This is a genomic window from Streptomyces sp. NPDC001410 (genome assembly GCF_042895235.1).
GTDB lineage: Bacteria > Actinomycetota > Actinomycetes > Streptomycetales > Streptomycetaceae > Streptomyces.
This window is the reverse complement of sequence record NZ_JBIAWE010000013.1, coordinates 188,865-215,863: the sequence shown is the minus strand read 5'-3', so window position 1 is coordinate 215,863 and position 26,999 is coordinate 188,865. Positions and strand designations below refer to the sequence as shown.

Annotated in this window: 22 protein-coding genes and 1 pseudogene; 18 read left to right on the top strand and 5 right to left on the bottom strand. The window is 69.9% G+C overall.

Going from position 1 to position 26,999, the window contains the following annotated elements; all coding sequences use genetic code 11:
• Positions 1-4: 4 nt before the first annotated feature.
• Together ACFY3C_RS28380 and ACFY3C_RS28375 are read left to right on the top strand one after the other, a co-directional pair.
• Positions 5-1,468, top strand: coding sequence for a glycosyltransferase family 29 protein (locus tag ACFY3C_RS28380; RefSeq protein ID WP_390772726.1), 1,464 nt, complete (start codon positions 5-7; stop codon positions 1,466-1,468).
• Entirely contained in the window at positions 1,465-3,786 is a 2,322-nt protein-coding gene (locus tag ACFY3C_RS28375) for a glycosyltransferase (protein ID WP_390772725.1), read from the top strand. Before ACFY3C_RS28380 ends, ACFY3C_RS28375 begins: the two co-directional genes overlap by 4 nt.
• Before the next feature lie 77 nt (positions 3,787-3,863).
• Here ACFY3C_RS28375 and ACFY3C_RS28370 read toward each other — a convergent pair whose 3' ends face one another.
• Complete coding sequence (locus ACFY3C_RS28370; protein WP_390772724.1) at positions 3,864-5,198, bottom strand: alpha-2,8-polysialyltransferase family protein; 1,335 nt, start codon at positions 5,196-5,198, stop codon at positions 3,864-3,866.
• The gene (locus tag ACFY3C_RS28365; RefSeq protein WP_386578480.1) at positions 5,195-6,172 is read right to left on the bottom strand and encodes a glycosyltransferase family 2 protein; all 978 of its coding nucleotides are present in this window, start codon (positions 6,170-6,172) and stop codon (positions 5,195-5,197) included. The genes ACFY3C_RS28370 and ACFY3C_RS28365 overlap by 4 nt, the downstream gene beginning before the upstream one ends.
• 198 nt (positions 6,173-6,370) lie before the next feature.
• Here ACFY3C_RS28365 and ACFY3C_RS28360 point away from each other — a divergent pair, with 198 nt between their 5' ends.
• The 4 genes from ACFY3C_RS28360 to ACFY3C_RS28345 all read left to right on the top strand — a co-directional run bounded on the left by ACFY3C_RS28360 (position 6,371) and on the right by ACFY3C_RS28345 (position 11,161).
• A complete protein-coding gene (locus ACFY3C_RS28360; protein WP_390772723.1) occupies positions 6,371-7,681 on the top strand; it encodes a DUF6716 putative glycosyltransferase in 1,311 nt (436 codons plus the stop codon).
• A gap of 32 nt (positions 7,682-7,713) precedes the next feature.
• Entirely contained in the window at positions 7,714-8,997 is a 1,284-nt protein-coding gene (locus ACFY3C_RS28355) for a cytidylyltransferase domain-containing protein (protein ID WP_390772722.1), read from the top strand.
• A gap of 12 nt (positions 8,998-9,009) precedes the next feature.
• A complete protein-coding gene (locus ACFY3C_RS28350; protein ID WP_386578483.1) occupies positions 9,010-9,948 on the top strand; it encodes an N-acetylneuraminate synthase family protein in 939 nt (312 codons plus the stop codon).
• Between the two features lie 64 nt (positions 9,949-10,012).
• Positions 10,013-11,161, top strand: coding sequence for a hypothetical protein (locus tag ACFY3C_RS28345; protein ID WP_386578484.1), 1,149 nt, complete (start codon positions 10,013-10,015; stop codon positions 11,159-11,161).
• Here ACFY3C_RS28345 and ACFY3C_RS28340 read toward each other — a convergent pair.
• The gene (locus ACFY3C_RS28340; RefSeq protein ID WP_390772721.1) at positions 11,158-11,337 is read right to left on the bottom strand and encodes a DUF397 domain-containing protein; all 180 of its coding nucleotides are present in this window, start codon (positions 11,335-11,337) and stop codon (positions 11,158-11,160) included. The genes ACFY3C_RS28345 and ACFY3C_RS28340 overlap by 4 nt on opposite strands.
• Before the next feature lie 8 nt (positions 11,338-11,345).
• A complete protein-coding gene (locus tag ACFY3C_RS28335) occupies positions 11,346-12,182 on the bottom strand; it encodes a helix-turn-helix domain-containing protein (protein WP_390772720.1) in 837 nt (278 codons plus the stop codon).
• A gap of 202 nt (positions 12,183-12,384) precedes the next feature.
• On the opposite strand from ACFY3C_RS28335, the gene ACFY3C_RS28330 reads away from it, so the two are divergent.
• The 3 genes and pseudogenes from ACFY3C_RS28330 (at position 12,385) to ACFY3C_RS28320 (ending at position 15,686) form a co-directional block, all read left to right on the top strand.
• Complete coding sequence (locus tag ACFY3C_RS28330; protein ID WP_390772719.1) at positions 12,385-12,789, top strand: ATP-binding protein; 405 nt, start codon at positions 12,385-12,387, stop codon at positions 12,787-12,789.
• Positions 12,789-13,393 (top strand): annotated as a pseudogene (locus ACFY3C_RS28325) (hypothetical protein). The gene ACFY3C_RS28330 and the pseudogene ACFY3C_RS28325 overlap by 1 nt, the downstream one beginning before the upstream one ends.
• Before the next feature lie 511 nt (positions 13,394-13,904).
• Positions 13,905-15,686, top strand: coding sequence for a protein kinase (locus tag ACFY3C_RS28320; RefSeq protein WP_390772718.1), 1,782 nt, complete (start codon positions 13,905-13,907; stop codon positions 15,684-15,686).
• On the opposite strand, the gene ACFY3C_RS28315 is transcribed toward ACFY3C_RS28320, so the two are convergent.
• Positions 15,683-16,336 carry a class I SAM-dependent DNA methyltransferase gene (locus ACFY3C_RS28315; RefSeq protein ID WP_390772717.1) on the bottom strand — a complete coding sequence of 218 codons (654 nt, stop codon included), beginning with the start codon at positions 16,334-16,336 and terminating at the stop codon, positions 15,683-15,685. The two genes, ACFY3C_RS28320 and ACFY3C_RS28315, sit on opposite strands and share 4 nt — an antisense overlap.
• Positions 16,337-16,562: 226 nt before the next feature.
• On the opposite strand from ACFY3C_RS28315, the gene ACFY3C_RS28310 reads away from it, so the two are divergent.
• From ACFY3C_RS28310 to ACFY3C_RS28270, 9 genes are all read left to right on the top strand, one after another.
• A complete protein-coding gene (locus ACFY3C_RS28310; RefSeq protein WP_386579103.1) occupies positions 16,563-17,804 on the top strand; it encodes an amidohydrolase in 1,242 nt (413 codons plus the stop codon).
• Positions 17,805-18,092: 288 nt separating this feature from the next.
• Complete coding sequence (locus ACFY3C_RS28305) at positions 18,093-19,121, top strand: BMP family protein (RefSeq protein ID WP_390772716.1); 1,029 nt, start codon at positions 18,093-18,095, stop codon at positions 19,119-19,121.
• 216 nt (positions 19,122-19,337) lie between these two features.
• Positions 19,338-20,384 (top strand): BMP family protein, encoded by a 1,047-nt coding sequence (locus ACFY3C_RS28300; protein WP_390772715.1) that lies wholly within the window; start codon positions 19,338-19,340, stop codon positions 20,382-20,384.
• 234 nt (positions 20,385-20,618) lie between these two features.
• The gene (locus ACFY3C_RS28295) at positions 20,619-22,331 is read left to right on the top strand and encodes an ABC transporter ATP-binding protein (RefSeq protein WP_390772787.1); all 1,713 of its coding nucleotides are present in this window, start codon (positions 20,619-20,621) and stop codon (positions 22,329-22,331) included.
• Positions 22,328-23,449 (top strand): ABC transporter permease, encoded by a 1,122-nt coding sequence (locus ACFY3C_RS28290; protein ID WP_390772714.1) that lies wholly within the window; start codon positions 22,328-22,330, stop codon positions 23,447-23,449. Before ACFY3C_RS28295 ends, ACFY3C_RS28290 begins: the two co-directional genes overlap by 4 nt.
• Positions 23,449-24,711 carry an ABC transporter permease gene (locus ACFY3C_RS28285; protein ID WP_386579110.1) on the top strand — a complete coding sequence of 421 codons (1,263 nt, stop codon included), beginning with the start codon at positions 23,449-23,451 and terminating at the stop codon, positions 24,709-24,711. Before ACFY3C_RS28290 ends, ACFY3C_RS28285 begins: the two co-directional genes overlap by 1 nt.
• Entirely contained in the window at positions 24,708-25,112 is a 405-nt protein-coding gene (locus ACFY3C_RS28280) for a cytidine deaminase (RefSeq protein WP_386579111.1), read from the top strand. The genes ACFY3C_RS28285 and ACFY3C_RS28280 overlap by 4 nt, the downstream gene beginning before the upstream one ends.
• Before the next feature lie 72 nt (positions 25,113-25,184).
• Positions 25,185-26,468: a thymidine phosphorylase gene (locus ACFY3C_RS28275; RefSeq protein ID WP_386579113.1), complete on the top strand. Its 1,284-nt coding sequence runs from the start codon at positions 25,185-25,187 to the stop codon at positions 26,466-26,468.
• A 213-nt stretch (positions 26,469-26,681) separates the two neighbouring features.
• Entirely contained in the window at positions 26,682-26,999 is a 318-nt protein-coding gene (locus ACFY3C_RS28270) for a Uma2 family endonuclease (protein WP_390772713.1), read from the top strand.

Below are 26,999 nucleotides of genomic sequence, written 5' to 3'. Positions count from 1 at the left end.
AGCTATGACGAGGGTCCAGAACCGGCGGGCACCTGCGCGTGGAGGGGAGCTGGAGGACTGCCTGCGAGCCTGCGCCGTGCACAGCGGCAAACTCGTGGGCAGTCTCGACCGCCGTCGCACGGAACTGGCCGAGCAGCTGCGCAAGTTGCTCGTGGTGTTCAGCACCACCGGTACGTCCGCTCCCGCTCCCGCCCCGGCCGGTGGCGCAACCGCCCTGCTCAAGCGTGCCGTCAAGGGGGCCGCCGCGCCCACCGGCAGCATCCCGGGCGACCTGCTGGACGCCCTGCTGGCCGTCGGCAACAAGGCCCTCGAGTGCGGCTACGACGACGAGCTGCACCTCGCCCTGCAGATCAGCGACACCGTCCTCGCCGAGCGCAAGAACTCCCGGGCCGGCTGGCGGCTGCGCGCCCGGGTCCTGGAGGTCCTCGGCGAGGAGCGCGAGGCCGTCCAGGCCTACGAGCGCTACCTGGAGCTGACCGACGAGGACGGCTTCGGCGTGGCCGCCCGGATCACGGGCCTGCGCCGGGCCGCCGAGCGTGAGCGCGAGCTGCTCGCCCTGCTGCAGCGCCAGTGCCCGCGCGCCGCCGACTTCGCCCGCGGCCCCGCCACCGACGTGTGGGCCGAGGGCCTGGCCCTGCACGCCCTCGGCGACTGGGACGCGGCCGAGCCCCGGCTGGTCGGTGCCCTGCTCACGCTCGCCGCCGACGAGGCCCCCGTCGCCGACCGGCAGGAACTGCTCAGCCAGTACCTCGACCTGCGCACCGGGGCCACCGCCGACCCCACCGCCCTCACCGAGGCCGTCGCCCTCTACGCCGAGCAGCGCCGCATCCGCATGCGGGGCCCGGTCGCCGACCCCACCGTCGGCGGAGTGGAGTGGATCAGCCTCGGCGAGTTCCGCAACCAGATCGCCGGCAAGTCGATCTGCCTGATCGCCAACTCCGGCCGCGTGGGCGAGAGTTCGATGGGTGCCCAGATCGACGGCTACGACCTGGTCGTCCGCTTCAACTCGTACCGGATCGACCCCAAGCACACCGGCAGCCGTACCGACATCCACGCCGCCATCCACAAGCACGGCTTCAACTGGGACCGGCCGGTGACCACCCGGCTCGTCTTCGGCGGGGTCTCCGGCGACTGGAAGCACTCGCTGCGCAACCGCCTGGTGCCCGGCGCCCAGCGGTACCTCGGCGACGAGTCGCTGCGCTGGCCCGTCCGCAACATCGGCCGGCTCGGCAACGACGTCTGGTCCGGCATCCCGACCACCGGCTTCAACATGCTGTGGCTGCTGGACTTCCTGGACGTCAGCCCGACCCTGGACCTGATCGGGTTCGACTTCTACGAGAGCGGCGCCTACCGCGTCCAGGAAGCCATGAAGCTCGCCATCACCTCCGTGCACGAATACACCAGCGAGAAGGCATGGGTCATGGAGCGGGCCCAGAGCGTGACCGACATGAGGATATCCCTGCGATGACGACCTTCACCCCGGTAGCACCGGAGACCGCCCCCTCTTCTGGCACTGTCCTGACCGGCAAGCGGCGCATCGCCTTCGCGAGCTTCGTCGACGAGAACTACCTGCCCGGCTTCCTCGCCCTGCTGCGCAGCCTCGCCCTGTCCAACCCGGGCGTCTGCGAGGACTTCGTCGTCCTCCACGACGACCTGAAGCCCTCCTCGATCGCCCGCATCCGCGCCCTGCACCCGCGCATCGTGCTGCGCCGCGTCGACGCCGAGCACTACGACTCCTACGTCAAGGGCGACCAGGACAACTACCTGGTCCGCAAGGCGTACTTCATCCTCGACATCTTCAAGCTGCGCGACTACGACACCGTCATCACCCTGGACACCGACATGGTCGTCCTCGGCGACCTCGGTGAACTCCTCCAGCTGCGCGAGGGTCTCGCGGCCGTGCCGCAGTTCTTCTACGGGCAGCACAAGCTCAACTCCGGGCTGCTGGTCATCCAGCGCGAGTACCTGTCCGACGCGTTCTGCGCGAAGATCGACCAGGTCGGGCGCAGCGGCGGCTACGAGCTGGACAAGCACGACCAGGGCATCCTCAACGCCGTCCTCGACGGCGACTTCGTCCGCCTGGACTCCCGCTACAACTTCGTGAAGCGGCGGCTCTCGGGCGACCTGCCGGTCCCCGACGACACCGCGATCCTGCACTTCACCGGCCGGCACAAGCCATGGCAGGGCGGCGAGGCCGGGTACGCGCAGGCCGAGGACCGCTGGCGCGAGTTCGAGATGGGCGACGCCGAGTTCCACGCCGCCTACCTGTCCAAGGGCAATCTCCACCACGACCTGCTCGTGCACTACGGCACCCCGCACGTGCGGCGCACCGGTGACGTGGAGGCCGCCCGCAAGGTCGCCGCCGCCCACATTGCGGCGGGCGAGTACCAGGACGCGGTCGACATCCTCAGCGGTGTCCGCATCCCGCTGGACGAGGCCTGGCCGCACGAGATCCTCGGGCACGCCCTGATGAGCGTCTCCCGCCACGAGGAGGCGAAGACCCAGCTGCTGCTGGCCACCGCCGCCCCCAACCGGGCCGCCACCGCCTACGCCCGCCTCGCCCAGATGGCCTGGGTGCACGGAGACAACGCCGAGGCCCTGAAGTACGCCACCGCCGGTCTCACCGTCGACCCCACCCACCGCTCCAGCCGCCTGTGGGCGCAGCGCGCGGCCGCCGTACCGGCCCAGGAGCAGGGTGCCGCCGAGGACCAGCTCGCGCACGTGGCCTTCTACATGGACCGGCAGGGCAACGCGGGCGACAAGCTGCTGCCCGAGTCGGTCCGGCTCGCCTTCGGCCCCGACTTCACCTCCCGGCGCTGGCACTCAGTCCACGCCCACCGGCTGTTCGACAAGGCCGCCCTGGAGCGGGTCAACGCCCGGCGCGGACTGGTCATCGGCGGCGGCGGACTGTTCATCCCGGACACCATGCCCAACGGCAACAGCGCCTGGCAGTGGAACGTCCCGGACGAGCACCTGCGCGCCATCGACGTGCCGATCGTCGTGTTCGCCGTCGGCTTCAACGCCTTCGACGGGCAGTCCTACCGGGCCCAGCGGTTCAACGAGAGCCTGCGCCTGCTGGTGGAGAAGGCCTCCTTCTTCGGCCTGCGCAACCACGGCTCCATCGCCAAGGTCCGCTCGCTGCTCCCGCCCGAGCTGCACGACAAGGTCGTCTTCCAGCCCTGCCCGACCACGGTCATGCGCCAGCTGGTCCCCGGCTGGAGCGACCCGCTGCACCGCGAGGACACCGTCCTGCTGAACGCGGCCTACGACCGCGCGGGCCTGCGCTTCGGCCACGACTACGGGCACTTCCTCGCCGAGATCGCGAAGGCGGTCCGGGGGATCGGCGCCCACACCGAGGTGCGGTGCGTCGCCCACTCGCTGGACGACGAGCGCATCGCCTTCGACCTGCGCCGCGAGCACGGGATCTCGCTGCCGGTGATCCCGATGTACGACTTCTCCAACGACGAGATCCGTGAGACGTACGCCAAGACCCGCCTGGTCATCGGCATGCGCGGGCACGCCGGAATGATCCCCTTCGGGGTCGGCACGCCCATCATCAGCCTGATCTCGCACCCGAAGATGGCGTACTTCCTCAGCGACATCGAGCGCCCCGAGTGGGGTGTCTCCGTCCACGAGAGGAACCTGGGCGCGGTGCTCACCGAGCGTGCGCTGGACATCCTGGACCACCACAGCCGGACCGTCGCCGACGTGCACGACCGGCAGGAGCTGCTGTGGAAGGCCACGCAGGAGAACGCGACCCGGATCCGCACGATCCTGGGCCGCTGAAAAGCCGGAAGGGCGGGCCTGTGACAGGCCCGCCCCGGGCGGTCGGCGAGAGGGGGGTGGGTCGAGAGGGGGTGGGTTCAGCGACGTACGACCCGGCGCAGATTGCGCGCCTTGCGTGCCACCCGGCGGACCGTGGCGTTGCGCGGGATGAACGACAGCTGGGCGGGCACCCCGCCGGGCAGCGCCAGCGAGGTCAGACGCTTGCGCTTGAAGTAGCGCAGGGTCTGCGGGTTCAGGTTCCGGGCGAGGTACTGCTCGGTCTCCTCGCGCAGCCTCGGCAGGATCTTCGGCTGCATCGCGAAGCCCACCGCACGCACCAGCGCGCCCAGCGCCTCCACGTCCATGCCCCGGCGCTGCTCGGTGACCGCCTCACGGTCGCCCAGCTCGGGCAGCAGCGCGTCGACCACGGTGACCGGCATCCGGTTGCTGTTCTCGAACGGCGTCAGCCGCTCCAGCAGCAGATCGGTGCCGACCCGGGCGACCGGCAGGCCGTACAGCGCGGAGGCGGTGAGCAGCGCGGTGGAGAAGCAGCCGACGACCAGCGCGGGACGCATCCGCTGGTACACCACCTCGGCGAGGACCGGCGTGTCCAGCACGGTCAGCTCCACCTTGAGCTTCTCCGCCTCCTGCTCCAGGGTGCGGGTGAAGCGGGCCGGGGCGGTCGGGTGCGGCTTGAACACCACCTTGGTGTGCCCGAGCGCGACCGCGCCCTTCAGCATCCGCACATGCAGGTTCTCCTCCTGCTCGGCGGTGAGGATGTCCAGCGCGGAGAGGTACTGCCCGAGCAGCAGCGCGGGCTCCTCGATCTCCGGCAGGTCGTCGCCGAGCGGGGCGAGTTCGGCCAGCACCTTGGTGAAAGCCTGGGTCGGCACGATCTCGCCCGGGACGCCGAACTCGGTGAGCAGCAGCGGCTTCAGGCCCGGCACCAGGTCGAGGTGGAGCACCCGGTCCACCCGGGTGCCGACCAGCGGGTCGATCTTGTTGCGGGTCGGGCCGTAGCTCATCAGACCGTCGGCGTAGACGGTGACCGGGGCGCCGGTGAAGATCTGGGCGAGCGCCAGCGACGGGTTGACCTGGATCGACTCGACGGCCAGCTCCACGTCGTCGTCGCCCAGTTGCCACTCGTGGCGCAGATACCGCTCCCAGAGCGGCATGTCGTCCCCCCGGGGCGCCCAGCCGCCGGGGTGGAAGGGGAAGATCGTCTCGTTGTACGAGATCACGTCGTCGAAGCGCTCGCGCAGCCGCTCGAAGCCGGGCATCTCGTCCAGGCCGGGCGTGGTCTCGGGCGTCGCGGCGTTGTTGCAGACCAGCAGGACGCGCCGGCCCGCCGGGCCGAAGCAGCCCGAGTCCAGGGCGGCGGCGAGCGTGGCCGTGCCGTACAGCGTCGACGCCTGGAAGATCTGGGTGGTCACGCGGCGACCCCCGTCGAGGCGGGACGGCGGCGCAGCCGGCGCAGCTTGGTGGCGCGCTGCAGGTCCATGGAGTCCAGCGCCTCGTCCAGCACGTCCTGCGGCATGCGCCGCAGTGCCCCGGCGCTCAGGGATTTCAGTTTCTTCGCCACCGCGGGCTCGAACCTTTCGATGGATCCCAGGTGATGGGAAATGATCGCGCAATAGGTACGCACGGCCTTCGGCAGGAGCGCGTCGGCGTCCGGGTCGGCGGCGGTTTCCGCGATCACCTGATCGAACGCGCGAATGAAATCGAGCTGCCGGACATCACCGATCTGGGTGAGTGACGAGGCCACGCCGCGCCGGTAGAACACACCGAGCATGCTGACCGCGGCGAAGGATTCCGCCTCCCGGTGCAGCTTCCAGATCCACGGCCGGTCCTCGGCCGTGCGCAGCCCGTCGGTGAAGTGCAGCAGACCCTTGTCCACGAGGCGGCGGTGGTAGATCCCTGCCCACGCGTAGGCGTAGTCCACGGAGGTGGAGCGGTCCGCGGGCAGGATCGCCTCGCGCGGGTTCAGCACCACGTTCCGCCGGCCGACCGGCACCCGGTGCACGGTGCGCGACCGCGCCGTGCACTGCACATGGTCGGCGCGCAGGAAGTCGCAGCCAAGATCCTCGATGGCGCGAACCAGCTCGGGGTAGTAGCCCGGGGCGAGCCAGTCGTCGCCGTCCAGGAAGGTCAGGTACTCGCCGCGCGCCCGGTCGATGCCGGTGTTGCGGGCGGTCGCCAGCCCTCCGTTCTGCTCGTGCCGGACGAAGACCGCGCCTGGCAGCTCGCGCTCCGCGCGCGCGAGAATGTCTGGTGTCCCGTCGCGGGAACAGTCGTCGACGAGAATGAATTCGAAGTCCTCACGCGCGTTCGCACTGAGGCTCCTCAGGGTGTCGGGCGCGTATTGCTGCACGTTGTAGAACGGCACGATGACGGAGAGCTTGACCACGTCACGGACGTTAGGGCGAAGCCCGTCATTAGTCTTGACCGTCGGCTTGATACCAGGTGAACGACGCGTGGCGAAGCTGTGAACCGGGCTGTTTTCCGGCCCGATCATGGCCTGATTCGCCATTCGGCGATGTGCTGTTAACCGTTTGTTGCATTCGGGTTGGGCGGAACCTCGGAATGCCTTCCTAGCGTCTTCGACGTGCCAGCCAGTGCAACGAAGTCCCTGCGGGTCGCCGTCCTCGCGGATTCCGACACCCGGTGGAAGTGGGGCGCGCTCACCGCGCAGCGCGTCACCCCCACCGGCGCCGAGATCCGGCTCGACGGCTACCTCCTGCGGGGACGAGCCACCCCCACCGCCCGTCAACTCGAAGAAGTCGGCGTCCGAGCGGACTCCCTCCGCGAGGTGACCGGCGTCGAGTTCCTGCGCGCCATGAGCGAGCAGTCGTACGACGTCCTCGTCATCGCCCTGGTCGGCGGCGGTGTGCAGGCGATGCTGCACGGGCTGCGAGGCGCCTGGGCCTCCGGGAAGCGTCCCGTCGTCGTCACCGGCTATGTCGGAGTCGTCTACGAGAAGCTCGCCGACGGCCTGCTGCTGCGGCACGGCGCGGACCTCGTCCTCGCCAACTCCCGTCACGACGCGGACCGTTTCCGCGCCGTGTACGAGGGAGTCGGCGCCGACGCCTCCGCGGTGACCGAGGTCGCGCTGCCGTTCCTCGGCGGAGAGCCGTACACCGGTGAACACGAGCCCTACACGGTCGTGTTCGCCGCCCAGCCCTCCGTCCCGGACAGCCGCAAGGACCGTACGTACCTGCTCAACCGGCTGATCGAGCACGCCCGCAGGCACCCCGAGCGCGAGGTGCTGCTGAAGCTGCGCTCCAAGCCGGGCGAACACACCACCCACATCGAGGAGCTGCCGTACCAGAAGCTGGTCCAGGGCAAGGACGTGCCCGCCAACTTCCGCCTGGTCTACGGCCACATGGGCGAGGTACTCGACCGCACCGACCTGCTGGTCACGGTCAGCTCCACGGCCGCCCTCGAAGCCCTGCACCGCCGCATCCCGACGGTCGTCCTGACCGACCTCGGCGTGCGCGAGGTGCTCGGCAACCACCACTTCACCGGCTCCGGGTGCCTCGCCTCCTGGGACCAGCTCGACGCCGGACACCGCCCGGCACCGAACGAGGAGTGGGTGGCCCGCCAGGGCGTGGCCGCCGACGGCTCCTACGACACCGCCTTCGACGCGGCCCGCGAACGCATCGCGAAGCTGCTCGACCGGCCAGGGGGGCTGCCGCCCCTCACCCCCTACTACACACCCGAGACCGCGCCGGGCTACCTGCCCGGCATCCTCGCCCGCCACCACCTCGGCCCCGACGGCGCACCGCTGCCCGGCGCGCCCGCCGCCGACAAGGAGCCAGGACCCGTCCGCCAGATCGTGCGCCGGGCCGCGCGCGGCGCCTACCGCCACGGCGTGCAGCGCGTGGCCCCCGTGATCCGACGAATGGGAGAGCTGTGAGCGACCGGATCCCCCGCCAAGGAGTGGAGCAGATGACCGACGCCAACCCCGACGCACCCGCGGTGCGCCGCGTGCTCGCGGTGATCCCGGCGCGCGGCGGCTCCAAGGGTGTCCCCGCCAAGAACCTCGCCCCCGTCGGCGGTGTCCCGCTGGTGGCCCGCGCGGTGCGCGAGTGCCGCGCCGCCCGGCTGGTGACCGACGTGGTCGTCTCCACCGACGACCAGACCATCGCGGCCGCCGCCCGCCAGGCCGGCGCCGAGGTCGTGCTGCGCCCCGCCGCCATCGCCGGCGACACCGCCACCTCCGAGGCCGCCGTCCTGCACGCCATGGACGCCCACGAGGCCCTGCACGGCGCGGCCGTCGACGTCGTCCTGCTCGTGCAGTGCACCAGCCCGTTCATCATCCGCGAGGACATCGACGGGGTGGCCGGCGCGATCGTCGAGAACGGCGCCGACACGGCCGTGACCGTGGCGCCCTTCCACGGCTTCATCTGGCGGGACGAGGCGGACGCCCCGGTGCCGGTGCCGGTCGCCACCGGCTCGGTCACCGAGGACGCCGACTCGGCCTCCGTGAGCGGCGGTTACGGCGTGAACCACGACAAGTCCTTCCGCCCGCGCCGCCAGGACCGCCCCCAGGACCTGCTGGAGACCGGCGCGGCGTACGCGATGGACGCGGCCGGCTTCCGTGAGCACCGCCACCGCTTCTTCGGCCACACCGAGCTGGTCCGCACCGACCCGGCCCGGGTGCTGGAGATCGACGACCCGCACGACCTGGCCCGCGCGCGTGCGCTGGCCCCCCTCTTCGACGCGGACCGCCCCGGTTCGCTGCCGACTGCCGCCGATGTGGACGCAGTCGTACTGGACTTCGACGGCACCCAGACCGACGACCGGGTGCTGATCGACTCCGACGGACGGGAGTTCGTCTCCGTGCACCGCGGAGACGGGCTCGGCATCGCCGCCCTGCGCAAGAGCGGGCTGGAGATGCTGATCCTGTCCTCGGAACAGAACCCGGTGGTCGCCGCCCGCGCCCGGAAGCTCAAGCTCCCGGTGCTGCACGGCATCGACCGCAAGGACCTCGCGCTCAAGCAGTGGTGCGAGGAGCAGGGCATCGCGCCGGAGCGCGTGCTCTACGTCGGCAACGACGTCAACGACCTCCCGTGCTTCGCCCTCGTCGGCTGGCCCGTGGCGGTCGCGAGCGCCCACGACGTCGTACGCGGCGCCGCACGCGCGGTCACCACCGTCCCCGGCGGTGACGGCGCGATCCGAGAGATCGCCAGCTGGATCCTCGGCCCCTCTCTCGATTCCCTCCCCAAGTAAGGACATCTCCTGATGAGCACCAACTCCCGTATCCGCACCTTCGGTACGCGTGAGGCCGGCCCGGGCCGCCCCGTCTACATCTGCGGCGAGATCGGCATCAACCACAACGGTGAGCTGGAGAACGCGTTCAAGCTGATCGACGTGGCCGCCGAGGCCGGCTGTGACGCCGTGAAGTTCCAGAAGCGCACGCCGGAGATCTGCACCCCGCGCGACCAGTGGGACATCGAGCGCGACACCCCCTGGGGCCGGATGACCTACATCGACTACCGCCACCGCGTGGAGTTCGGTGAGGACGAGTACCGCCAGATCGACGAGTACTGCAAGGAGAAGGGGATCGACTGGTTCGCCTCCCCGTGGGACACCGAGGCCGTCGCCTTCCTGGAGAAGTTCGACGTCCCCGCCCACAAGGTGGCCTCCGCCTCCCTGACGGACGACGAGCTGCTGCGCGCCCTGCGCGCCACGGGCCGCACGATCATCCTGTCCTCCGGCATGTCGACCCCGAAGCAGATCCGGCACGCGGTCGAGGTCCTGGGCTCGGACAACATCCTCCTCTGCCACGCCACCTCCACCTACCCGGCGAAGGCCGAGGAGCTGAACCTCCGCGTCATCAACACCCTGCAGGACGAGTACCCGAACGTCCCGATCGGCTACTCCGGCCACGAGACCGGCCTGCAGACCACCCTCGCCGCGGTCGCCCTCGGCGCCACCTTCGTCGAGCGCCACATCACCCTCGACCGCGCCATGTGGGGCTCGGACCAGGCCGCCTCCGTCGAGCCGCAGGGCCTCACGCGCCTCGTCCGTGACATCCGCACCATCGAGGCCTCCCTCGGTGACGGCGTCAAGAAGGTCTACGACTCCGAGCTGGGCCCGATGAAGAAGCTGCGCCGTGTCGCCGGCGTCGTCGCCGAGGCGGAGATCGCGGCGGCGGCGGGCGAGCCGGTAGCGGTCTGAGCACCAGATCGCCTTACCCGCCTTACTCGCCTTACGTGCCTTACGACGGGACGGTCGTACGACGATGAGCCCCCGCGCCGGTCAGGCCGGCCACCCTGCCCACACGCTCGCCTTCGTGGAGAGCCCGGTACAGCTGCTGAACGTACTGGAGTGGGCTCACCTCCACGGCCTGCGCGGCGCGCCCGAGCCGGCCCGGCTGTCCGTGCCCGCACAGGCACGGCGGTCGCCGGACGGTGCCCAGGCGCACGCCGGCGCGGAGCTCACCGTCGTCGTCCTGTCCCCGACCGACCCCATGACCCGGGGCCAGCTGCGCCGCATGGCGGACCTGGCCCGGGACGAGGGGTACCGGGTGCGCTGGGAGGAGGCGCGGGGCGGGACGACCGCGCCCTTCCACACGATCGGCGGCCTGGCGGGTTCCCTCCGCCGGGCCGACCGCATCGTCATGGGAGACCCGTTCTCCCGCTATGTACAACTGCTGCTGACGATCACCCGGGCCCGTGACCTGGTCGTGGTCGACGACGGCACGGCGACGATGGAGTTCGTCGCCCAGCTCGCCCGCGGCGAGCGCCTGGTCCGCTGGCACCGCAAGGGCGGCCGCCCCGGAGCCAGGGACCTGCTCTTCGCCCCCGTCTCCTCCTCGGCCCGCCGCCGCCTCACACCGAGCGACCGCCGCCGCGTCGAGGTCTTCTCCTCCATGCCCGTGACGGAGACCCCCGAGGGCGTCACGGTCACCACCAACGACTTCGCCTGGACCCGCGCCCGCTTCGGCCCGCCGCGCATCACCAAGGGCGCCGACATGGTGGGTACGTCGTTGGTCGAGACGGGCGTGGTGGACGGCGACCGTTACCTGGAGGCGGTGCGATCCCTGGCCAGGGCCCACGGCGCGACGCGGTATTTCGCTCACCGCCGCGAGCACACCGACAAGCTGCACCGCCTGGCCACCGAGACGGGCCTGGAGATAGTCCGCCCGGATCTGCCGTTGGAGCTGATCGCCCGCCGTGGTCCGATCGGCCGTACGATCCTCAGCTTCCCCTCGACGGTCGTGCACACCCTTCCGTTGGCGCTGGCGGGCACGGGCGTCCGTGTGGCCGTCTGCGACATCGACCCGAGCTGGCTGACGGAGAACGCCTCACCTCGGGCGCAGGGGTTCCTGTCGGGGGTTACGGGGACGGCGAAGGATGTGCATCGGCTGGCGGCTGTGGGGTTGGCCTAGCTTGATGCCTTCAGTGCCTCGACGAAGGGGGCGAAGGATTCGGCCGGGAAGGTCAGGGTGGCTCGGCTCGGGGCCTTCGTGTCGCGGACGGCGACGTGGCTGGGGGAGTTCGCGATCTCCACGCAGTCGTTGCCGTCGCCCTCGCCGGAGTAGGACGACTTCCGCCAGTTTTCCATGCGGTGCCTCACAGTTCCTCTGTCAGCCGGTGGATGAAGTCACGGGACTGGTCCGGTTCGAGTGATACGGCCTCCACCCTACGGAAGCGCGTTCGATAAGTCTTGAGCTGAGCCTCGGAGTCGATGAGAACTGAGCCATGAGGCGCGTCCCGCACCACTGTGTCCAGCTTGGGCAGGGGGCCGCCCACGTACCTCATTGTGCTGGAGGCCACGGCGAAGCCGTCCAGGTCAAAGGGAATGACGCGCAAGGTGATGTGGTCCGCTTCGGAGAGTTCGAGGAGCCGCGCGAGTTGGGCCCTTGAGGTGGCGCGGTCGCTGACTCTGATCCGAAGTGCAGCCTCATGGATCACCGCCTCGTACGGGATGGTGATCTCCTGGCGTGCCTTTCGATGCTGGATGCGCAACTCAAGCTCATCCCGGGTGAGTTCAGGCAGCCTGGACGAGAAGACGGCACGCGCGTAATCCTCCGTCTGTAACAGGCCCGGCACGTACAGAATCGCCACGTTGCGCTGGAACCGGGCGTGGTGCTCCAGTTCGGACAGGTCCAGGAACGACGTGGGCAGCAGGCCCCGGTACTCCTCCCACCAGCCGCGTGTCCGATCGGTGGCCATCGCCACCAGTGCGTCGATGAACTCCTCGTCCGTGCAGGCGTAGTGCGAGGCAAGGCGACGCAGTCGCTGCTCGCTCACTCCCGCGAACCCGGCTTCGATCTGGCTGATCTGGACCCGATTCGTGCCAAGCAGCGCCGCCGCCTCGATGGCGGTGAGCCCTGCCGCCTCGCGGAGCCTGCGCAGCTCGACCCCCAGTCGCATCTGACGTGCGGTTGGCTCGCGCCTGAGGACCATCAGTTGCTCCTTGGTTCAACGTGTCCGCCAGTGCGGCTCGTTCGGGGGCAGATTACGCGATCGGCTTGCTCTGTCTTACATGAAAGACCTACCGTCAGTGACGCGACGCACACGCAGCGGAAGCGCACCGCTTCGCCGTGCCATGACGGCTGCGGCAATGCCACCGCGCGTGAATTGCGCTTTCACTGAACGGAGTTGAGGCATGCCTGAATCCTGGGACTACACGCTGTACATCCCGAACGACCTCAGAGCGGTCACCATCTGTCGCCGGACCCTGCGCCTGATCCTGACGATGCACGACCTGATCGGGCTGGTGGACATGGCGGAACTCCTGGCGACGGAGCTGGTCTCCAACGCCGTACGGCACACGAAGGGGCCGGCGGCGTTGAGGGTTCGTCGCTCCCCGGAGGGGGTGGTGTGGATCGGGGCGTGGGACACGGACCCCGGGCCGCCGGAGCCTCCGCGGCCGCTGGAGCAGGTTGAGGAGTTGGAGGAGGGGCGGGGGCTGGGCTTGGTCAGGGCGTGCGCGGACTTCTGGGGTTGGCAGCCGTCGGCCAGGTTCGGGAACCGGGGGAAGTTCGTGTGGTGTGAGCTGGGGGCTGCGTGATGGTGGGTTCTTCGCGTGAGGCGCTGCACCGGATCTTCCAGAAGGATCCGGCGCTGCTGACCCGGGCGTTACAGAGTGTGTTGGACGTGCCGTTCCCCGAGCCTCGGGAGATCGCCGCGCTGAACGTGGACCTGACGGAGATCGAACCGGTCGAGCGGCGGGTGGACACGCTGCTGCGGGCGGAGACGGACGAGGGCACGTATCTCCTGGCGGTGGAGTCGCAGGGGAAGGCGGACGACCGCAAGCGGGGCAGCTGGCCGTGCTACCTGTCCTACCTGTACGAGAAGTACCGCTGCGAGCCCGTGCTCATCGTCATCACCCAGAGCAGCGCCACGGCACGCTGGGCCTCGCAGCCCATCCGTTGATGACGGCGATCCAGTACTTCTGGCGACACCCGCTGGCCGAGCAGGTGCGCGAGGAAGGCCGCGAAGAAGGTCGGGCCGAGGCCAAGGCCGAGATGATCCTCCACATCCTGGAATGGCGCGGCCTCTCGGTGACCGACACTGCCCGCGAACGCGTGGAGGCTTGCACTGATCTGGACCAACTCGAGGCCTGGGCCCAGCGGGCCGCCACGGACGCGGCGGAGCTGTTCGCCGAGGAGTGAGCGGGGCTGGGGTGGGCCGCCCGCTTCTTGGCCAGTGCCTCCGCGAGCCGAGTCAAGGGCGCTCCCGCGTCGCCTTCGGCGATCGGCCTGCGGCCGACCCTTGACACGGCTCGCTCCAGCACGGGGAAGAAGCGAGCGGGCGGCCGGGGGAAACTGGGCGGCTTGGCTCTGTCGGCCCCTGGGGCCAGCTGCGTTCGTGCCGTTGGCTGAGGGGCGCGGCAGCGCTGTGGCGGCATGCCGGGTGGGATTGGCGGCCTGCGGGTGGTGGATTCGTCCCAGGGAGTGGGGGCGATGGTTGGCTGGGAGGTGGCGAGTGGTGGATTTGGGCGGGGCGGGGTGGGCAAGACTCGCAGGTCAGGCTGGTGGCTCGGGGTGAGGGTGGCGCAGATCCACCAATCACCGCCCTCGTGTGACGGGAGAGGCTGACGGGGTCCCAGGATCAGGCACCACGTTAAGATCCCTGCGCCGCAGACGAGTTGAGTGACACGGGGGATCGATGGACGGCACCGGCATGCCCGAAGGAGCTTTTCAGGCGCTGGCCGAGGATGATCCGCGGGTGATCGCCGGGTATCGGCTGGCCGCCCGGCTCGGGGCCGGAGGCATGGGCAAGGTGTATCTGTCCCACACGCCGGGCGGGCGTCCGGTCGCGATCAAGGTGATCCGGCCGGAGTTCGCGGAGGATCCGGAGTTCCGGCGGCGGTTCGCGCAGGAGGTGCGGGCGGCCGAGCGGGTGCAGGGGCTGTACACGGCGCCGGTGATCGACAGTGACACCGATGGCCCGCAGCCCTGGCTGGCCACCGCCTACGTCTCCGGGCCCACGCTCGCCGCGGTGGTCGCCGAGCACGGGCCGCTGCCCGCCTCCACCGTCCTGCTGCTCACCGCCGGCGTGGCCGAGGCTCTCCAGGTCGTGCACGGCGCCGGTATCGTGCATCGCGACCTGAAGCCGTCCAACGTGCTGCTGGCCGCGGACGGCCCGCGAGTGATCGACTTCGGCATCGCCCGCGCCGCCGACACCACCGCGCTGACCAGTAGCGGGGTCACGGTCGGTACGCCCGCCTTCATGTCGCCGGAACAGGCGGCGGGGCGGGCCGTGGGTCCGCAGTCCGACGTGTTCGCCCTCGGCCAGGTCGCCGCCTTCGCTGCTTTGGGCAGGTCCGCCCACGGGGACGGGCAGTCCCATGCCGTGCTCTACCGGATCGTGCACGAGGAGGCGGACCTCACCGGACTGCCGGCCGAGCTGACCGAACTCGTACGCCGGTGCCTGGCGAAGGATCCGGACTCGCGGCCGTCGCTGAGCGAGGTCCTCGCGCTGTGCAACGCCGCCTCCGGCGCCACACAGCTGCGCCGGCCCGAGGACTGGCTGCCGGGCGCGGTGACCACCGTCATCGCCGGCCGTTACGACGCGCCTCTGCCCGCGCCTGTGCCACCCCAGCAGCCTCCGACAGGGCCCGGCGGGACATTCGTACCCGCCGCGCCGCAGCACCCCCCGACGGTCGCGTCGGGGGCGCCCGACCCGTACCAGCCGACGGCCGTGTCCCCGTCGGCTCCGGTGCCCCAGCAGCCGCCCATGGCCCGTCAGCAGCCTCCGGCGGTCTCCTCGCACCCCCACTACGCGCCGACCCAGGCCGCCCACCCCGTTCAGCCCCTTCAGCCGGTGAGCCGCCCCGTCCGACGCCCGAAGGCCGGGGTCGTCCTCGGCTGTGTCGCGGGAGCCGTCCTGCTCATAGCCGCAGTCGTCGGCTACCTCGGCAACCTCGGCGGCGGTTCCAGTTCCAGCAACGGTGGCGACGCGAAGCGGGCCGGCACCTCCGGTGCGCAGGCCACGGGAGGTGCGAAGAGCGGGGGGAAGAAGACGGGCTCGCCGTCCGGCGCGGCCTCGGGCAGCGCGCCCGAGCCCACCGTCTACAAGAACATCGACCTGGCCGACGGCTACGCCCTGAAGTTCGCGGACAGACCGCCGGTGCCGCGCCACGACGGCGGTTACCACGACCTCGACCTGGTGTGCGGCAGCGGCACCTGCTCGGTCAGCACCGTCGGCAACGAACTCGCCCTGCTCGACCAGGGCGCCAAGGGCTCGCTGGACGTCTGCAGGCACGAGACGCGGTACATCCGCCAGGGGGACGGGATCTCCGTGAGCCGTCTGTCCAAGGGCAGGCAGTTCTGCGTGACCACACCGGACGGCGTCATCGCCCTCGCGACGTTCCAGGGCCAGTCGCCCAGCACCAGCGCCAGCCGCTACGTCACCCTGGACGTCACGATCTGGCGCGACGCGGTGCCGGCGACGGACGGCTAGGGCTTTCGGGCCAGCAGGAACGCCCTCGGGCGGGTCTCCTCCGCGTCCGGCTCGCGCACCACCGTGGCCACCAGCTCCAGGCCCGCCTCTGTGAGCAGTGCCGTGACCTGCTCCGGGGTGCGCCAGTAGTAGTCCAGGTCGATCTCGTGGCCGAAGCGTTCCGCCAGATGGAGGTGGCCGGATTCCGGACCCGACTGGAAGGCGAGCAGGACGGGGCCGCCGGGGGCCAGGGTGCGGTGGAACTCGGCGAAGGCGGTCGGGAGGTGATCGTCGGGGACGTGGATGGTGGAGTACAGGGCGAGGATGCCGCCCAGAGTGGCTTCGGGGAGGTCCAGGGACGTCATCGAGCCCACGTGGAAGCGGAGTTGGGGGTGTGCCTCGCGGGCCAGAGCCACCATCGCCGGGGAGACGTCAACCCCGAAGGCCGGGACGTCCATCGCATGCAGGCGGGCGGTGACGTAACCGGGGCCGCTGCCGAGGTCGGCCACGGGGGCCGGGCCGTTCGCCGTGACCAGCTCGGCGAAGGCGGTGACCAGCTGTCGGTCCAGGGGGTGGAACAGGCCGTCCGGGAAGCGGGACGCGTAGTCCTTGGCGATCGCGTCGTAGGAGGAGCGGGTGGTCTGCAGGAAGCTCACGGTCGAGTCGCTCACGAGCGCGGAGCCTACTGGCCCGGGCTTGGTCCGGTCCGTGGACTTGTAGAGCGGGAGTATGGGTGGGCGTGGTATCCGTGGAAGGAGGAAACAGAGGTTTTACCCACCAGAGTCCGCCGCCATGCGTCCGCCGGTCAGATTTTCTTCACCTAACGGGCTGAAGTTTTGTTGATCGAGGCTCAGTTGACCGGTTGGGCGTCCTACCCTTCAGAGGGTGAACCAATTGATGTCCCTAGAGTATGAGGCCGATGTCCCCGGGGATGTTCTCCCCGGCGTGCTCAGCGAGTCCCTGCACGCCGAACTCGTAGCCTTCCGGCGCGACTTGCACATGCACCCGGAGCTGGGCAACCAGGAGTTCCGTACGACCGCCGCGATCAAGGAGCGGCTGGAGCAGGCCGGGCTGCGCCCCCGCGTGCTCGCCACCGGAACCGGGCTCATCTGTGACATCGGGCTTCCAGAGGGACATCAGCTCGCCGAGGGAGAGCGGCCCGCCATCCCGCTGATCGCCCTGCGGGCCGACATCGACGCCCTGCCCATCCCGGACACCAAGACCGACTGCCCGTACCGGTCCACGGTGCCCGACCGCGCCCACGCCTGCGGCCACGACGTGCACACCTCGGTCGTGCTCGGCGCCGGGCTCGTCCTCGCCGACCTGCACGCCAAGGGGCTGCTGTCCCGCCCGGTGCGGCTGCTCTTCCAGCCCGCCGAGGAGGTCATGCCCGGCGGCGCCCTCGGCGCCATCGAGGACAGGGTGCTCGACGGGGTCGGCCGGATCCTCGCCGTGCACTGCGACCCCAAGGTCGACGTCGGCCGGATCGGGCTGCGGCACGGGCCCATCACCAGCGCCTGCGACCGGCTGGAGATCGCCCTGGACGGGCCCGGCGGCCACACCGCCCGTCCCCACCTGACCACCGACCTGGTCACCGCCGCCGCCCGTGTCGCCGTCGACGTGCCCGCGCTGATCGCCCGGCGCGTCGACACCCGCAGCGGCCTCGCCCTGACCTGGGGCCGGATCGAGTCGGGCCACGCCCCGAACGTCATCCCGCAGCACGCCGAGCTGTCCGGCACCGTCCGCTGCCTGGACCTGGATGCCTGGCGCGAGGCGCCCGACATCGTGCACGCGGCCATCGACGAGATCGCCACCCTGCACCGGGCCAAGTCGGAGATCACCTACGTGCGGGGCGTGCCGCCGGTCGTCAACGACCGGGAGTCCACCGAGCTGCTGCGCAAGTCCATGGTCGCCCGGCGTGGCATGCGGTCCGTCGAGAGCACCCAGCAGAGCCTCGGCGGCGAGGACTTCTCCTGGTACCTGGAGCAGGTGCCCGGCGCCCTGGCCCGCCTCGGCGTCCGCACCCCCGGCGACCGCACGTCCCGTGACCTGCACCAGGGCGACTTCGACGCCGACGAGCGCGCCATCACGGTCGGCGTGGAGATGTTCACGGCCGCCGTACTGCTCGACGAGCTGTAGGCCGCCCGGAGGGGGAGGGGCACCCGTTCGGTGCCTCTTCGTCCCCTTGTGTCATGCTGGCGTAACCGGCGGCGCACAGCTGTAACCCGGAGTCGGCACGAATCGATAACGGCCGGGAAAAACCCCGTTCCCCTCCCCTTCTACGCGCGTTACTGTGCGCCGAATCGCCACCACTGGCGGCACATTGGGGACAGCGGCCCGTGACGGCGCCGTGGGGATGAAGGAGTGCTTGCTGTGCGTCTGCTCTCTCGGAAGATCTCCCGGAGAACGAGGTTCTCCCAAGCTGCGGTGACCGTCGCGGTCGTCGCCCTCGCGGCTGCCGGATGCGGCAAGTCCAGCACCGAGTCCACCGATACCTCCACCAAGGACGGCAAGTACTCCGCCAAGGGCATCGGCCTCGCCTACGACATCGGCGGCAAGGGCGACCAGTCCTTCAACGACGCCGCCTACGCCGGCTTCAAGAAGGCCCAGGACGAGTTCAAGATCGGCGGCAAGGACATCGAGCCGCAGGCCGACGAGTCCGACGCCGACAAGGTGCAGCGCCTGGAGACCCTCGCCAAGGCCGGGTACAACCCGATCATCGGCGTCGGCTTCGCCTACGCGCCGGCCGTGAAGCAGGTCGCCGGCAAGTACCCGAAGATCACCTTCGGCATCATCGACGACAACACGATCCAGGCGAAGAACGTCGCCGACATGGTCTTCCACGAGGAGCAGTCCTCGTACCTCGCGGGCGTGGCCGCGGCCAAGGCCACCAAGAAGAACCACATCGGCTTCATCGGCGGCGTCGACATCCCGCTGATCCACAAGTTCGAGGCCGGGTTCGACCAGGGCGCCAAGTCCGTCAACCCGAAGATCAAGATCGAGTCGCAGTACCTGACCCAGACCCCGGCGGAGGGCGGCTTCTCCAGCCCGGACAAGGGTGAGAACGCGGCCAACGGCCAGATCGACGCCGGTGCCGACGTGATCTACCACGCGGCCGGCCTCTCCGGCCAGGGCGTGATCAAGTCCGCCGCCGAGCACAAGGTGTGGGCCATCGGAGTGGACTCCGACCAGTACTCCCAGAGCGCGCTGGCCAAGTACAAGGACTACATCCTCGGCTCGGCCCTGAAGAACGTCGGCGGCGCGGTCTACGACCTGTCCAAGTCCGTGTACGAGGGCAAGCCGCTGTCCGGCGAGGTCCGCGGTGACCTGAAGTCCGGCGGTGTCGGCTTCGCGGACTCCAACCCGAAGTACCAGGCCATGAAGGACGTCGTCGCCGCGGTCGACAAGGCCAAGCAGGACATCGTCGGCGGCAAGATCACGGTCAACACCAAGTGATCTGACCCCCGGCTCCGCGCCCGACCGGGCGCCGTCGTACCCCGTACGCCCCTTGCCTCCCGCAAGGGGCGTACTGCTGTCCGTAACCTTGGCAGTGACGGTGGCCACAGCTAGATAACGGACCGGACATTGGGGGTTTTCCGTCAGGTCTACGCGCGTTACGCTGCGGCGGAACCAGCGCCTGGTTTGGGCGCTTGCACAAAGGAGTCACGTTCCATGCGCCGGGTGTCCCGTATCACGATTGCAGGCGTTGCGACCGCAGCGCTGGCCGTCACCGTTTCTGCCTGTGGCAGCTCGTCCACCTCCTCCTCCAGCGAGGGCAAGTCCAAGGGCATCGGCCTGGCGTACGACGTCGGCGGCAAGGGCGACCAGTCCTTCAACGACGCCGCCTACGCGGGCCTCCAGAAGGCCGAGAAGGACCTCGGCGTCAGCGGCCGGGACGTCGAGCCGCAGGACAACGAGACGGACGCGGACAAGGTGCAGCGCCTGGAGACCCTGGCGAAGGCCGGCTACAACCCGGTCATCGGCGTCGGCTTCGCCTACGCGCCGGCCGTGAAGCAGGTCGCCGGCAAGTACCCGAAGGTCACCTTCGGCATCGTCGACGACAACACGATCCAGGCGAAGAACGTCGCCGACATGGTCTTCCACGAGGAGCAGTCCTCGTACCTGGCGGGCGTGGCCGCGGCCAAGGCCACCAAGAAGAACCACATCGGCTTCATCGGCGGCGTGGACCTCCCGCTGATCCACAAGTTCGAGGCCGGCTACATCCAGGGCGCCAAGTCGGTCAACCCGAAGATCAAGATCGAGTCGCAGTACCTCACCCAGACTCCGCAGGAGGGCGGCTTCTCCAGCCCGGACAAGGGTGAGAACGCGGCCAACGGTCAGATCGACGCGGGTGCCGACGTGGTCTACGCGGCCGCCGGCCTCTCCGGCCAGGGCGTGATCAAGTCCGCCGCCGAGCACAAGGTGTGGGCCATCGGCGTCGACTCCGACCAGTACAAGCAGGCCGCGCTGGCCAAGTACAAGAACTACATCCTGACCTCGGCCCTGAAGAACGTCGAGGGCGCGGTCTACGACCTCTCCACGTCCGTCATCAAGGACAACAAGCCGCTCTCCGGCGAGATCCGCGGTGACCTGAAGTCGGGTGGCGTGGGCATCGCCCAGTCCAACCCGGCCTTCGCGAAGGACGCCGCCATCCAGGCCGCCATCAAGAAGGCCGAGGAAGGCATCAAGAACGGCAGCATCACGGTGAAGACCTCCTGACGATCTAGGTCAGAAGCCTTGGCCAACAGAACGCTGTAATGGCAGCGTTACGGCCACGGAACGGGGTGCGGAGAGGATGACCTGCCCGCACCCCGTTCGCGCGGCAGAATGCTCGGAACGGATCGGATTTTTGATCGAGACGAAGCTCTCGATCAAGGTCGGTCAGATCCGGGCACTATTTAAAGCAGGGGCGCTACGCGCGTAGAGCGGCCCCTTTCCCGAGGAGAGTGCGCCATCGACGCGTCCAGCAGCCCTCCGCTCACCGCTCCGTCGACAGTCGCGGTCGAGCTCGCGGGCATCACCAAGCGATTCCCGGGTGTCGTGGCCAACCACGACATCCACCTGACGGTCCGCAAGGGCACCGTCCACGCCCTCGTGGGCGAGAACGGCGCCGGCAAGTCGACCCTGATGAAGATCCTCTACGGCATGCAGAAGCCGGACGAGGGCACCATCCAGATCGACGGCGAGCAGGTGAGCTTCTCCAGCCCCGCCGACGCCATCGCCCGCGGCATCGGCATGGTCCACCAGCACTTCATGCTGGCCGACAACCTGACCGTGCTGGAGAACGTGGTGCTCGGCAGCGAGAAGCTGTACGGCATCGGCGGTGGCGCCCGCAAGAAGATCAAGGAGATCTCCGACCGCTACGGCCTGGGCATCCGCCCGGACGTGCTGGTCGAGGACCTCGGTGTGGCCGACCGTCAGCGCGTGGAGATCCTCAAGGTCCTCTTCCGCGGCGCCCGCACCCTGATCCTCGACGAGCCGACCGCCGTGCTGGTCCCGCAGGAGGTCGACGCGCTCTTCGACAACCTGCGCGAGCTGAAGTCCGAGGGCCTGTCCGTCATCTTCATCTCCCACAAGCTGGGCGAGGTACTGTCCGTCGCCGACGACATCACCGTCATCCGGCGCGGTACGACGGTCGGGACCGCGATCCCCTCCCAGACCACCCCGCGCCAGCTGGCCGAGCTGATGGTCGGCAGCGAGCTGCCCACCCCGGAGACCGCCGAGTCCACCGTGACCGACCGGGCGGTGCTGGAGGTCAGGAACCTCACCGTGTACGCCCGCGGCGGCGCATCCCTCGGGGAGCTCGGCGCACAGCCCGAGACCGCCACGACCGGCTCGGCCGGCGCCGCACCGGGTGCCGACATCCTCACCGAGGCCACCAGCCCCAGCGCGGCCAAGCGTGTCCTCGACGACGTCTCCTTCACCATCCACGCCGGCGAGGTCATGGGCATCGCCGGTGTCGAGGGCAACGGCCAGACCGAGCTGATCGACGCGCTGATCGGTACCAAGAACGCCGACTCCGGCTCGATCGTCTTCCTGGACGAGGACATCACCCCCTGGCCCACCCGCAAGCGCCGTGAGTCCGGCGTCGGCTACATCCCCGAGGACCGCCACCGCCAGGGCCTGCTGCTGGAGGCTCCGCTCTGGGAGAACCGCATCCTCGGCCACGTCACCGAGAAGCCCAACGCCAAGGGCTTCTGGCTGAACCCCAAGGGCGCCCAGGACGACACCCGCCGGATCGTCGAGGAGTACGACGTCCGTACCCCCGGCATCGACGTCACCGCGGCCTCCCTGTCCGGCGGCAACCAGCAGAAGCTGATCGTCGGCCGCGAGATGAGCCACGCCCCGAAGTTCCTGATCGCCGCCCACCCCACCCGTGGTGTGGACGTCGGCGCCCAGGCGCAGATCTGGGACCGCATCCGCGAGGCCCGCCGCGAGGGCCTGGCCGTGCTGCTGATCTCCGCCGACCTGGACGAGCTGATCGGCCTGTCGGACACCCTGCGCGTCATCTACGACGGCAGGCTGGTCGCCGACGCCGACCCGGCCACCATCACGCCGGAGGAGCTGGGCTCGGCCATGACGGGTGCCGCGTCCGGTCACCTGGAGCACGAAGAGACCGCCCCCGAGGGCGACGACAACGCCGGTCCGGAGGACGAGGCCCGATGAAGAAGTTCGACAAGGAGCGGGTGCTCGTCGCGGTGGCCGGCCCGGTCATCGCGCTCGTCCTGGCGATCGTGCTGACCTCCGTGGTCCTGCTCGCCTCGGGCAAGAACCCGATCGAGCCGTACGCCCTGATGCTCCAGCAGCTGCCGTACTCGGACATCCAGGTGCTGATCATCAACCAGGCGTCGCTGTACTACATCGCCGCCATCGCGGTCGCCCTCGGCTTCCGCATGAACCTGTTCAACATCGGTGTCGACGGCCAGTACCGCCTCGCCGCGGTGATGACCGCCGTCGTCGGCGCGCACGTGGCCCTGCCCAGCTTCCTGCAGATCCCGCTGCTGCTGCTGGTCGCCATGGCCACCGGCTCCTTCTGGGCCGGCATCGCCGGTGTCCTGAAGGTCACCCGGGGCGTCAGCGAGGTCGTCGCGACGATCATGCTGAACGCGATCGCCACCGCCGTCATCGGCTACGTCACCCTCACCGACGTGTGGGGCGTGCAGGTCGGCAACAACTCGACCACCGGCATCATGAAGAAGTCCGGCTGGTTCCCGGGCATCAACCTGGGCTCGGACGTCGGTGAGATCTACGGCCTGGTCTTCCTCGCCGTCCTCCTCGGCATCGGCTACTGGATCGTCCTCAACCGCACCCGCTTCGGCTTCGACCTGCGCGCCACCGGCGCCTCGGAGACCGCCGCCGCGGCCTCCGGCGTCGACGCCAAGCGCATGGTGCTGGTCTCGATGCTGATCTCCGGCGCCATCGCGGGCCTCGCCGGCCTGCCGCTGCTGCTCGGCGAAAGCCACACCTACAGCCTGAGCTTCCCCGTGGGCCTCGGCTTCACCGCCATCGGTATCGCTCTGCTCGGCCGCAACAACCCGGGCGGCATCGCGCTCGCCGCCCTGCTGTGGGCCTTCCTCGACAAGGCCTCGCCCGCCCTCGACTACGCGACCCCCGTGGCGTACGACAAGGAGATCGCGACGATCATGCAGGGCCTGATCGTCTTCGCGGTCGTCATCTCGTACGCGTTCGTCCAGCAGTGGGCCCTGCGCCGCCAGCAGCACAAGGTCGGCGCCGAGCTGGCCGCGGCCGCCGCCAAGAACACCAACAAGGAGGTGGCTGCCTGATGTCCACCGCGACCATCGCCAAGCCGCAGGCGAAGCAGCCCGGCAAGGGCGGCCGCCGTATGTCCCTCCCGGTACTCCTGCTGGTCATCGCGGGCGTGCTGGTGCTGACCTCGATCGTCCGCATCATCACCGGCGCGGACGGCATCACCTCGGTCGGGCAGATGTCCGCCGCGCTGCAGCTCGCGGTCCCGATCGGCCTCGCGGGCCTCGGCGGCCTGTGGGCCGAGCGCGCGGGCGTCGTCAACATCGGCCTCGAGGGCATGATGATCCTCGGCACCTGGTTCGGCGCCTGGGCCGGCTACCAGTGGGGCCCGTGGGTGGGTGTCGTCTTCGGCATCGTCGGCGGCGCGCTCGGCGCCGTCCTGCACGCCATCGCCACCGTCACGTTCAACGTCAACCACATCGTCTCCGGTGTGGCGCTGAACATCCTGGCCCTCGGCGTGACCCGCTACCTGTCGAAGTTCACCTTCGCCAACGCCCCGCAGGGCTCCACCAAGCAGTCCCCGCCGATCGACTCCCTCGGCGAGTTCAGCATCCCGGGTCTGTCGGACTGGCTGAACACGCTGAACGGGAAGCACTGGTTCCTGGTCTCCGACATCGCCGGCCTGCTCGGCGGTCTGGTCACCGACCTGTCGCCGCTGACCGTGATCGCGGTCGCCATGGTCCCGCTGACCTGGTGGGTGCTGTGGCGGACCTCCTTCGGTCTGCGCCTGCGCTCCTGCGGTGAGAACCCGGTGGCGGCCGAGTCCCTCGGCGTCAACGTGTACAAGTACAAGTACATCGCCGTGATCATCTCCGGCGGCTTCGCCGGCCTCGGCGGCGCGTTCCTGTCCATCGTCGCCTCGAACGTGTACCTCGACGGCCAGACGGCCGGCCGCGGCTACATCGGTCTCGCCGCGATGATCTTCGGCAACTGGATGCCGGGCGGCCTCGCCCTCGGCGCCGGCCTGTTCGGCTACACCGACAGCCTCAACCTGCGCGGTGGTACGACCAACGTGCACGCGCTGATCCTGCTGCTGGCGATCCTGCTGGTGTTCGGCGCCGCCTACCAGGCGTGGAAGAAGAAGTACGTCCCCGCCGTCATCACGGTCGTCATCGCGGCCCTGATGTTCCTCTGGTACGCCTCGACGAACGAGGTTCCGCGCCAGCTGGTGACGGCGACCCCGTACATCGTCACGCTGCTCGTCCTCTCGCTGTCCGCGCAGAAGCTGCGCATGCCGAAGGCGGACGGCCTGCCGTACCGGAAGGGACAGGGCAAGTGACCTCCGCGGCCGCCGACTTCGACTGGGAGGCGCTGCGCGCCGAGGCGCGGGAGGCCATGTCCCACGCCTACGCCCCCTACTCGGGCTTCCCGGTCGGTGTGGCGGCCCTGGTCGACGACGGACGCACGGTCACCGGCTGCAACGTCGAGAACGCCTCCTACGGCCTCGGCCTGTGCGCCGAGTGCGGTCTGGTCTCGCAGCTGCAGCGCACCGGAGGCGGCCGCCTCACGCACTTCACCTGCGTGGACGGCACGGGCGGGCTGCTCGTCCCGTGCGGCCGCTGCCGCCAGCTGCTCTACGAGTTCGGCGGCCCCGGCCTGCTGCTGGACACCCCCGCGGGCATCCTCCCGCTCTCCGAGATGCTGCCCCAGGCCTTCGGCCCGGACCATCTCACCAAGTAACTCCCGTACGGCCCCCCTGACCTGCGCAGGGGGGCCGTGCACTTCGCACCTCCCGGAAGGAAGCCTTCAGCCATGGCCATGGACGCCATCACCGTCATCCGCACCAAGCGGGACCGCGGTGAGCTGACCGACGAGCAGATCGACTGGGTCATCGACGCGTACACCCGCGGCGAGGTCGCCGACTACCAGATGGCCGCGCTCAACATGGCGATCCTGCTCAACGGCATGAACCGCCGCGAGATCGCCCGCTGGACGGCGGCCATGATCTCCTCCGGCGAGCGCATGGACTTCTCCTCACTGTCCCGCCCGACCGCCGACAAGCACTCCACGGGTGGCGTCGGCGACAAGATCACCCTTCCGCTCGCGCCCCTGGTGGCGGCCTGCGGCGCGGCCGTCCCCCAGCTCTCCGGGCGCGGCCTCGGCCACACCGGCGGCACCCTGGACAAGCTGGAGTCGATCCCCGGCTGGCGCGCGCTGCTCTCCAACGAGGAGATGCTGCACGTCCTCGACACCACCGGCGCCGTCATCTGCGCGGCCGGTGACGGCCTCGCCCCCGCCGACAAGAAGCTGTACGCGCTGCGCGACGTCACCGGCACGGTCGAGGCGATCCCGCTGATCGCCTCCTCGATCATGTCGAAGAAGATCGCCGAGGGCACCGGCTCCCTGGTCCTGGACGTGAAGGTCGGCTCGGGCGCCTTCATGAAGACGATCGAGGACGCGCGCGAGCTGGCCTCCACGATGGTCGGCCTCGGCACCGACCACGGCGTGAAGACGGTCGCCCTCCTGACCGACATGTCCACCCCCCTCGGCCTCACCGCGGGCAATGCCCTCGAAGTCCGCGAGTCGGTCGAGGTCCTGGCGGGCGGCGGCCCGGCGGACGTCGTGGAGCTGACGATCGCGCTCGCCCGCGAGATGCTCGACGCCGCCGGAGTGAAGGACGCGGACCCGGCGAAGGCCCTGGCCGACGGCTCGGCGATGGACGTCTGGCGCCGGATGATCGCGGCCCAGGGCGGCGACCCGGACGCGGTGCTGCCCACGTCCCGTGAGCAGCACGTCATCAAGGCCCCGTCCTCCGGCGTGCTCACCCGCCTGGACGCCTACGACATCGGTGTCGGCGCCTGGCGCCTCGGCGCGGGCCGCGCCCGCAAGGAGGACCCGGTGCAGGCGGCGGCGGGCATCGAGATGCACGCCAAGCCGGGAGACACGGTCACCGAGGGCCAGCCGCTGCTGACCCTGCACACGGACACCCCGGAGCGCTTCGAGTACGCGCTGCAGGCGGTCGAGGGTTCGTACGACATCGCGGCGCCGGGGACGGACTTCACGGCTTCGCCGGTGGTGCTGGAACGTATTGCCTGACCTGGGGATTCATCTTTCGGGTGAACGGGATCGGTGGACCACTGCCGGTCCCGTTCGGCATGTTGGATGACCCCATGGACGTGTGCGAGGGCGACTACCTCCTGACCGATGACGCCTGGGAGGAACTCGTCCAGACCGACGCCCGCAAGGGCCAAGTCCTGGGGCGTCTACCAACGATTGCCCCTGGCCGTTCCCTCGCGGCTGGAACTGTATGTGCCCGATCTGTGCGTGGTGCCGGGGAAAGCGCTGCTGGGAGGGGACGAGTACTTCGCCCCTGCTGGCGTGGCCGAACTCGTCGTCGAGATCACCTCGGCCGCCACTGCGCAGAACGACCGAACGACGAAGGCGGCGGGCTACGCCGAGGCAGGCGTCCCCTTGTACCTCCTGGTCGACTGTCTGGCCCCGGAAGGACCGACGGTCACGCTGTACGGCGTTGCCAAGGGCGGGACCCACCGCGTCCTGGAGTCGGTGGAGTTCGGCGCGTCAGTCGGGTTGCCCGGGCCCTTCCACCTCACACTCCCGGTGGGGTGA

What these genes read in the sequence shown, in the direction of transcription:
- ACFY3C_RS28380 (WP_390772726.1), top strand. Translation starts at nt 5, where the DNA reads ATGACGAGGGTCCAGAACCGGCGGGCACCTGCGCGTGGAGGGGAGCTG.
- ACFY3C_RS28375 (WP_390772725.1), top strand. Translation starts at nt 1,465, where the DNA reads ATGACGACCTTCACCCCGGTAGCACCGGAGACCGCCCCCTCTTCTGGC.
- ACFY3C_RS28355 (WP_390772722.1), top strand. Translation starts at nt 7,714, where the DNA reads ATGACCGACGCCAACCCCGACGCACCCGCGGTGCGCCGCGTGCTCGCG.
- ACFY3C_RS28350 (WP_386578483.1), top strand. Translation starts at nt 9,010, where the DNA reads ATGAGCACCAACTCCCGTATCCGCACCTTCGGTACGCGTGAGGCCGGC.
- ACFY3C_RS28345 (WP_386578484.1), top strand. Translation starts at nt 10,013, where the DNA reads ATGAGCCCCCGCGCCGGTCAGGCCGGCCACCCTGCCCACACGCTCGCC.
- ACFY3C_RS28340 (WP_390772721.1), bottom strand. Translation starts at nt 11,337, where the DNA reads ATGGAAAACTGGCGGAAGTCGTCCTACTCCGGCGAGGGCGACGGCAAC.
- ACFY3C_RS28335 (WP_390772720.1), bottom strand. Translation starts at nt 12,182, where the DNA reads ATGGTCCTCAGGCGCGAGCCAACCGCACGTCAGATGCGACTGGGGGTC.
- ACFY3C_RS28330 (WP_390772719.1), top strand. Translation starts at nt 12,385, where the DNA reads ATGCCTGAATCCTGGGACTACACGCTGTACATCCCGAACGACCTCAGA.
- ACFY3C_RS28320 (WP_390772718.1), top strand. Translation starts at nt 13,905, where the DNA reads ATGCCCGAAGGAGCTTTTCAGGCGCTGGCCGAGGATGATCCGCGGGTG.
- ACFY3C_RS28310 (WP_386579103.1), top strand. Translation starts at nt 16,563, where the DNA reads ATGTCCCTAGAGTATGAGGCCGATGTCCCCGGGGATGTTCTCCCCGGC.
- ACFY3C_RS28300 (WP_390772715.1), top strand. Translation starts at nt 19,338, where the DNA reads ATGCGCCGGGTGTCCCGTATCACGATTGCAGGCGTTGCGACCGCAGCG.
- ACFY3C_RS28290 (WP_390772714.1), top strand. Translation starts at nt 22,328, where the DNA reads ATGAAGAAGTTCGACAAGGAGCGGGTGCTCGTCGCGGTGGCCGGCCCG.
- ACFY3C_RS28285 (WP_386579110.1), top strand. Translation starts at nt 23,449, where the DNA reads ATGTCCACCGCGACCATCGCCAAGCCGCAGGCGAAGCAGCCCGGCAAG.
- ACFY3C_RS28275 (WP_386579113.1), top strand. Translation starts at nt 25,185, where the DNA reads ATGGCCATGGACGCCATCACCGTCATCCGCACCAAGCGGGACCGCGGT.